General features: G+C 53.3%; 1 rRNA gene. It reads left to right on the forward strand.

Features of this window, described 5'->3' with window-relative positions:
* Positions 1-752 (forward strand): 23S ribosomal RNA (locus CEY08_RS29720); the annotation flags it as partial.
* Positions 753-769: the final 17 nt, after the last annotated feature.

The raw sequence follows: 769 nt of genomic DNA on the forward strand, positions 1-769 counted from the left end.
ACGTGGAGCCATCCTTGAAATACCACCCTGGTTTGTTTGCGGTTCTAACCTTGGTCCGTTATCCGGATCGGGGACAGTGCATGGTGGGCAGTTTGACTGGGGCGGTCTCCTCCCAAAGTGTAACGGAGGAGTTCGAAGGTACGCTAGGTACGGTCGGAAATCGTGCTGATAGTGCAATGGCATAAGCGTGCTTGACTGTGAGACTGACAAGTCGAACAGGTGCGAAAGCAGGACATAGTGATCCGGTGGTTCTGAATGGAAGGGCCATCGCTCAACGGATAAAAGGTACTCTGGGGATAACAGGCTGATACCGCCCAAGAGTTCATATCGACGGCGGTGTTTGGCACCTCGATGTCGGCTCATCTCATCCTGGGGCTGTAGCCGGTCCCAAGGGTATGGCTGTTCGCCATTTAAAGAGGTACGTGAGCTGGGTTTAAAACGTCGTGAGACAGTTTGGTCCCTATCTGCCGTGGGCGTTGGATACTTGACGGAGCCTGCTCCTAGTACGAGAGGACCGGAGTGGACGTACCTCTGGTGTACCGGTTGTCATGCCAATGGCATTGCCGGGTAGCTAAGTACGGAAGAGATAACCGCTGAAGGCATCTAAGCGGGAAACTCGTCTGAAGATTAGGTATCCCGGGGACTTGATCCCCCTGAAGGGTCGTTCGAGACCAGGACGTTGATAGGTCGGGTGTGGAAGCGCAGTAATGCGTTAAGCTAACCGATACTAATTGCCCGTGAGGCTTGATCCTATAACACTGATGGTTAT

The organism is Achromobacter insolitus (assembly GCF_002209555.1).
GTDB lineage: Bacteria > Pseudomonadota > Gammaproteobacteria > Burkholderiales > Burkholderiaceae_B > Achromobacter > Achromobacter insolitus.